8 protein-coding genes are annotated in these 6,781 nt (G+C 67.1%); 4 read left to right on the top strand and 4 right to left on the bottom strand.

Translation table 11 applies throughout. The features are described 5' to 3' along the window. Window positions 1-516: LssY C-terminal domain-containing protein (locus JCM9942_RS08895; RefSeq protein WP_172675081.1), on the top strand; the 516-nt coding region annotated here is incomplete at its 5' end. Between the two features lie 149 nt (window positions 517-665). On the opposite strand, the gene JCM9942_RS08890 is transcribed toward JCM9942_RS08895, so the two are convergent. From JCM9942_RS08890 to JCM9942_RS08880, 3 genes are all read right to left on the bottom strand, one after another. Next, window positions 666-1,274 carry an LON peptidase substrate-binding domain-containing protein gene (locus JCM9942_RS08890; protein ID WP_089153158.1) on the bottom strand — a complete coding sequence of 203 codons (609 nt, stop codon included), beginning with the start codon at window positions 1,272-1,274 and terminating at the stop codon, window positions 666-668. Window positions 1,275-1,350: 76 nt separating this feature from the next. Then, window positions 1,351-2,724: a UDP-N-acetylmuramate:L-alanyl-gamma-D-glutamyl-meso-diaminopimelate ligase gene (gene mpl / locus JCM9942_RS08885; RefSeq protein WP_241772620.1), complete on the bottom strand. Its 1,374-nt coding sequence runs from the start codon at window positions 2,722-2,724 to the stop codon at window positions 1,351-1,353. A gap of 287 nt (window positions 2,725-3,011) precedes the next feature. Next, a complete protein-coding gene (locus tag JCM9942_RS08880; RefSeq protein WP_054659115.1) occupies window positions 3,012-3,575 on the bottom strand; it encodes an adenylate kinase in 564 nt (187 codons plus the stop codon). A gap of 149 nt (window positions 3,576-3,724) precedes the next feature. On the opposite strand from JCM9942_RS08880, the gene JCM9942_RS08875 reads away from it, so the two are divergent. Continuing rightward, entirely contained in the window at window positions 3,725-4,981 is a 1,257-nt protein-coding gene (locus JCM9942_RS08875) for a 6-phosphofructokinase (protein WP_054659113.1), read from the top strand. 5 nt (window positions 4,982-4,986) lie between these two features. Next, the gene (locus JCM9942_RS08870; protein WP_054659111.1) at window positions 4,987-5,592 is read left to right on the top strand and encodes a YiiX family permuted papain-like enzyme; all 606 of its coding nucleotides are present in this window, start codon (window positions 4,987-4,989) and stop codon (window positions 5,590-5,592) included. A 47-nt stretch (window positions 5,593-5,639) separates the two neighbouring features. Here JCM9942_RS08870 and JCM9942_RS08865 read toward each other — a convergent pair whose 3' ends face one another. Further along, complete coding sequence (locus JCM9942_RS08865; protein WP_425478335.1) at window positions 5,640-6,149, bottom strand: hypothetical protein; 510 nt, start codon at window positions 6,147-6,149, stop codon at window positions 5,640-5,642. A gap of 248 nt (window positions 6,150-6,397) precedes the next feature. Between JCM9942_RS08865 and JCM9942_RS08860 the strand changes: the two genes are divergently transcribed. Beyond that, window positions 6,398-6,781: sodium/proton-translocating pyrophosphatase (locus JCM9942_RS08860; protein WP_172675080.1), on the top strand; the 384-nt coding region annotated here is incomplete at its 3' end.

The raw sequence follows: 6,781 nt of genomic DNA, 5'->3' as shown, positions 1-6,781 counted from the left end.
TGGCGCGAACTGCCCGCCCGTCGCAACGAGTTCGATGACGACCAGCGCTGGCCGCTGGATGTGCAGGTCGCCGGCCCGCTGGCGCCGCTGCAGCAGCAACTGGAACGCAACGGCTGGACCCTGCAGCCGCAGGCCGGCTGGCAGCAGGCGCTGCTGATGCTGGACCAGAAGGCCAGCCCGCGCGAGGTGCCGGTGCTGCCGGCAACGCTGGACACCAATGTCGAGGCGCTGCTGATGCTGCGCCCGGGCACGCGGCCGGACGAGATCTACGCGCTGCGGCTGTGGCCGTCCCACGTGCAGCTGCAGCCCGGCAACACGCCGGTGTGGCTGGGCAGCGCACAGACCCTGCGTTTCCAGCGCCACCTGAAACTGTTCGGGATGTGGCGGCCGCTGCGCGGGGTGGACCCGGCGCTGGACGCGCTCAAGCAGTCGCTGGACGGACTGGAAAGCCGGCAGCAGACCCAGGACGACAGCAACCTGCCGTTGCTGATGATCCGCAGCGAACCGGCGCCGTAACGCCCGTCACGGGCAAGCGCTGCGGCGGGTGGAATCCACTGACGCAGGTGGCCATGACCCCGTCACCACCGCTGGCCGTCACGCGTGACGGCGCCGTATCGCCCAGCGCGATCGGAGGGACGGTTGCCCGGCGACGGCCTGGATTGCGGTTACAACGGCTCCTCGATCGGCACGTCGAAGCCCGGTATCCATTCCAGCAGACGGTCCAGGCGCTGGTGCGGATCGTGCTCTTGCAACAGCTGCAGCCGCTGCTGCTCGGCCAGCGGCAACAGTTCGGCCAGCCGCCAGCCGACCCAGGCGGCCTGATCCAGCTGCGCCGGACCGATACCGGTGAACTGCCCGCCGGCCTGTTCAAGGATGTGTTCCAGCAAGGTGCCCAGCAGCCCGTGCTCGGGGCGCAACTCGTCGTCGCTGTCGCGGTCGCACCAGTGGACTTCGGCCACCACCAGGCCGTTGTCGCGCACCCGTGTGCCGGTCGCATGGAAACGACGGCCACCGCGCAGGCGCAACACCAGCACGCCATCGGCACCGACGTCGAAATCCTCGATCTGCGCCTCCACGCCCCATGCCGCGGGCACAGCCGGCGCGCCGACTTCCTTGCCCTGCAGAATCAGACAGATACCGAAGCTGCCGCCGCTGCGGCCGCATTCGCGCACCAGATCCAGATAGCGTGCCTCGAACACGCGCAGGCCCAGCGCGGCGCCGGGCAGCAGCACCGCGTGCAGGGGAAACAGGGGAAGCGTCTGCGGTAACATCATCGATCAGCGGGAAAAGTCGTATGGCCCCGGAATGGTACGCCCTGGCGTGGGCCTGACCATCGTCCGGGCAGCATTCTCAGCCGCCCTGCAGCTTTTTGAGGAAGCGGCGCGGCGCGCCATCAAAGCCGCCATTGGACATGAACACTACATGGTCACCGCCGCGCGCGAGCTCACCCAGACGCTGCAGCAGCGCATCGGTATCGGCCACCGCCTGGGCATCGCCGCGCACGGCCTCGATCACCTTGACCGCGTCCCACGGCAGTTCCGGACGCGCCAGGAACACCACCGCATCGGCGATATCCAATGACGGCGCCAGCGCATCGGAATGCGCACCCAGCCGCATCGAATTGCTGCGCGGCTCCATCGCCACCACGATGCGCGCTTCACCCACCTTGGCCCGCAGGCCTTGCAGCGTGGTGTGGATGGCGGTGGGGTGATGGGCGAAATCGTCGTAGACGGTGATGTCATTGGCGGTGCCGATGACCTCCATCCGCCGCTTGACGCTATGGAAGCGGGCCAGGGCCGGCGCCACGGCCGCCACATCCACGCCCACCGCCTGCGCGGCGGCCAGCGCGGCCAAGCCGTTGAGCACGTTGTGCCGGCCGAGCAACGGCCACTGCACGGTCGCGATCTCGACCCCGCGATGCAGTACTGCGAACGCACTGCCATCGTCGTGGATCAGTCGCGCACTCCATTCCAGCGACGGCGCGAAGCCGAAGCGTTCCACCGGCGTCCAGCATCCCATCGCCAGCACCCGTTCCAGGTGCGCGTCCTCGCCATTGACGATCAGCCGGCCGCGCGCCGGCACCGTGCGCACCAGGTGGTGGAACTGCCGCTCGATCGCTTCCACATCCGGGAAGATGTCGGCGTGGTCGTACTCCAGATTGTTGAGGATCGCCACCAGTGGCCGGTAATGGACGAACTTGCTGCGCTTGTCGAAGAACGCGGTGTCGTACTCATCGGCCTCGACCACGAATTCGCGGCCCTGCCCGATCCGCGCCGAGACACCGAAGTCCTCGGCCACGCCGCCGATCAGGAACCCCGGCTCGCGGCCGGCGGCCTGCAGCAGGTAGGCCAGGATCGTGGTGGTGGTGGTCTTGCCGTGGGTCCCGGCCACGGCCAGGGTGTCGCGCCCGGGCAGCACCTGCTCGGACAGCCACTGCGCGCCGGAGGTGTAGCGCCGGCCGGCGTCCAGCACCGCCTCCACCGCCGGATTGCCGCGCGAGAGCGCGTTGCCGACCACCACCTCATCGCAATCAGCGCTGATATTGCTGGGCAGATAGCCTTGCGACAGCGTGATCCCCAGTGTTTCCAGCTGGGTGGACATCGGCGGATACACCGCCTGGTCGCTGCCTTCGACCTGGTGACCGAGCTCGCGGGCCAAGGCGGCCACACCGCCCATGAAAGTACCGGCAATGCCGAGGATATGGATCTTGCTCATGCCGGCGATTGTCGCCGATGCGTTCACGCCCGGGTACCGCCCTTCCGGAATACCTACCGTATGTAGGGGATTACCTGATACCGCGTTCAGCCAATCGGACCCAGAATGCGCTACGCCAGCCGCAGTATCCCTCAGGTCCTACTCCCCAAGAGGCCATCCCCAGGGAGCTCATGCTGCGGGGCTCTGAGCAAGCCCATCTGCTGGCCTCTACAAATGCAAACGCCCGGATCCAACACTGGATCCGGGCGTTTGCGTCTGGGCGGTCGTGACCGTTGCCCGCCACAGCCGCCAGCGGATCAGCGCTTGATCGCGGCCAGGATGCGGGCCAGCACTTCGTCCAGCGCACCGACGCCATCGACGCGGGCCAGGGTGCCCTTGGCGGCGTAGAAATCGATCACCGGTGCGGTCGAATCGTTGTAGACCTGCAGACGCTGGCGCACCGATTCCGGGTTGTCATCGGCGCGGCCCTGCTCCTGGGCGCGGCCGGCGATGCGCTCGACCAGCAGCTCGGTCGGCACATCCAGCTGCACGATCGCATCCAGCGGCTGGCCCAGCTTGGCCAGCAGTTCGCCCAGCGCGTTGGCCTGGGCCACGTTGCGCGGGTAACCGTCGAGGATGAAACCCTTGGCGGTGTCGGCCTGCGACAGGCGCGATTCGAGCATGCCCAGCAGGATGTCGTCGGACACCAGGTTGCCGGCGTCCATCACCGCCTTGGCCTGCTTGCCCAGTTCGGTGCCGGCGGCCACTTCGGCGCGCAGCAGATCACCGGTGGAGATGTGCGGAACCTGCAGTTGTTCCTTCAGGCTCGTCGCCTGCGTGCCCTTGCCCGAACCGGGCGGTCCCAACAGAACCAATCGCATTCCTGACTCCCATATGTTTGAGGATGATGTCTTTCAGGGACGGACAGCGGCGTTAGACTCAGGGGCCGATTCACGCTGCACCGCAATATGCGCAGCTTACCGCATCCGGCCAATGTCCCGGAATGTCCCCCGCCCGGAGAGTTTTACCCATGTCCCAAGGCACCCTGCTGTACGCCCAGTCCGGTGGCGTGACCGCCGTCATCAACGCGACCGCCTCGGCCGTCATCACTGAAGCAAGGTCTAAGAAAATCAAGGTATTGGCCGCGCGGAACGGCATCCTGGGTGCGCTGCGCGAGGAACTGATCGACACCTCGAAGGAGTCGGCCGCCAGTATTGCCGCGCTCGCCCACACGCCGGGCGGCGCCTTCGGCTCGTGCCGCTACAAGCTCAAATCGCTGGATGCGGACCGGGCCAAATACGAGCGCCTGCTGGAGGTGTTCAAGGCCCATGACGTGCGCTGGTTCCTCTACAACGGCGGCAACGATTCGGCCGACACCGCGCTGAAGGTCTCGCAGCTGGCCAAGGAGTACGGCTACCCGCTGACCTGCGTGGGCGTGCCCAAGACCATCGACAACGACCTGGCGGTGACCGACACCTGCCCCGGCTTCGGCTCGGCCGCCAAGTACACCGCCATCTCGGTGCGTGAGGCCGCGCTGGATGTGGCCGCCATGGCCGAAACCTCCACCCGCGTGTTCATCTACGAGGCGATGGGCCGCCACGCCGGCTGGCTGGCCGCAGCCGCCGGACTGGCCGGCGAGAACGCCGAGGATGCGCCGCAGATCATCCTGCTGCCCGAGCGCGCCTATGACGAGGCGAAGTTCCTGGCCAAGGTGAAGCAGGTGGTGGCCAAGGTCGGTTTCTGCGTGGTGGTGGCCAGCGAGGGCATCCAGACCGCCGACGGCCAGTTCGTCGCCGATGCCGGGGGCGCCACCGATTCGTTCGGCCACACCCAGCTCGGCGGCGTCGCCTCGTACCTGGCCGGCAAGGTCAAGGCCGAACTCGGCTACAAGGTGCACTGGACCCTGCCCGACTACCTGCAGCGCTCGGCCCGCCATGTCGCGTCCAAGACCGACTGGGAACAGGCGCAGGCCGTGGGCAAGGCAGCCGTGCAGTTCGCACTGAAGGGACACAACGCGGTGATGCCGGTGATCGTGCGCAGCTCGGATGCACCTTACCACTGGAAGATCGAAGCAGCGCCGTTGTCGAAGATCGCCAATCACGAAAAGAAGATGCCGGCCGGCTTCATCCGCAAGGACGGTTTCGGCATCACCGAGAAGGCCCGCCGCTACCTGCAGCCGCTGATCCGCGGCGAGGCGCCCCTGCCATATGGGCGCGACGGCTTGCCCAAGTACGTGACGCTGAAGAATGTGGCGGTGACCAAGAAGCTGCCGGCGTGGGAAGGCTGAGCACGATGTATCCGCGCGTTGGCCTTTGGGCGTTGCTGATGCTGCTGGTGTGCTGGACGCTACCGGCATCGGCTTACACGCCACAGGACGGCGACATCGTGTTCCACACCTCGACCTCCAGCCAGAGCGTGGCGGTGCAGGCCGCCACGCATTCGCCCTACAGCCACATGGGCATCGTGCTGCTGCGCGGCGGTGTCCCCCACGTGCTGGAAGCCGTGCAACCGGTGCGCTACACGCCACTGCAGGCCTGGCTCGACCGTGGCAGGCAAGGCCGCTATGTGATCAAACGGCCCGCAACGCCGCTGGATGCCAACGCCAAGGCACGCCTGCAGCGCGCGGCCACGCCCTACCTCGGCAAACCCTACGACCTGACCTTCGAGTGGTCCGACCAGCGCATCTACTGCTCCGAACTGGTGTGGAAGCTGTACCGCGATGCCACCGGCATCCGCCTGGCACCGCTGGCGCGGCTGGACAGCTTCGACCTGCAGGCACCGACCGTGCGGGCCAAACTGCGCGAGCGCTATGGCGCGAACATCCCACGGGACGAACCGGTGATTTCGCCGGCGGCCATCTTCGCCTCACCCATGCTGGTCACCGTGGACCAGCGCTGAGGCCCGAGTGTCCGGCCCGTTGAAACGGGCGGACACCTTTCACGCGTTCAACGGGTGCAGGCGGCGCCTTCCACCGACAACCGGGCCGAGTACGCCGGCAGCGCTGCCAGCTTGCCGGCAGCGGCCTGCGTCTTGGCATCGCCCAGATAGACCCGGCTCTGGCCCTGACCATCCAGCGCGACCTGCTGTCCAGCCGGCTTGCGCCACACCTCCACCTGCGCCTGTCGTGAGCGGCAGGCGGCCGATGGAATACGCACGACTTCATTGAGCTTCCAGCCGGCCGCTTCGCTGGGCGTGACCCTGGCGAAATCCAGAAACACCGCACGCGGCTGGCATTGCGCACTGGTGCGTACCAGCTGCATGTCATAGGGACTGGCCGCGTCTCCGGTAAAACGCCCTTCGATACGGGTGCAGGCCTCGGGAATCTGCCGCACGGTGTGCACCGCACCATCGGCTTGCGCACTTCCCGCGGGGCGTTCGATCTCCGGTTTGGCGCTGGCGGCAAGCACCGGCAACGGCAGCGCGGTGAGCAGGATCAGGACAGCGGCGGCTTTCATCATTGTCGGTTCCGTATCGGCAAGGGGCCGACGCTGCCAGCGTGGTGCTGAACCCCAGGGCAAGGACGGGGCCGGCTGGCGGTGCAGACAGCTGCCAGTCATACTCGGACCGCTCCAGGATTGTTTGAACACCGCGACACGTACCACAGCCGCCTGCGGCCCCGGTCTGTTCCAGTGCTTCGTTCTGCCCGGCGTGTCCCCGCTTCATCCACTGCTGGATGGCATCCATCAACGTTGTTGGAGGGGTCATGCTCGAACAGTACGGTCTTGTGCTTTCGCTGGTCTGCGCCGCGGTCGCCATCGTCTACGGCATCATTTCGGCCCAATGGGTCCTACGCCAACCTGCCGGCAACACCCGCATGCAGGAAATCGCCGCCGCCATCCAGGAAGGCGCGCGGGCCTATCTCAACCGCCAGTACCTGACCATCGCCATCGCCGGCGTGGTGCTGTTCGTGCTGGTCGGTTTCTTCCTCAGCTGGTACACCGCGATTGGTTTTGCGATCGGCGCGGTGCTGTCCGGCGCGGCCGGCTACATCGGCATGAACGTCTCGGTGCGGGCCAATGTGCGCACCGCCGAGGCCGCCCGCAACGGCCTGCGCGCGGCGATGGATGTGGCGTTCCGCGGCGGTGCG

Source organism: Stenotrophomonas pictorum JCM 9942 (assembly GCF_001310775.1).
GTDB lineage: Bacteria > Pseudomonadota > Gammaproteobacteria > Xanthomonadales > Xanthomonadaceae > Stenotrophomonas > Stenotrophomonas pictorum.
Note: the sequence above shows the minus strand (reverse complement) of the source record. Positions and strands in the feature narration are given on the sequence as shown.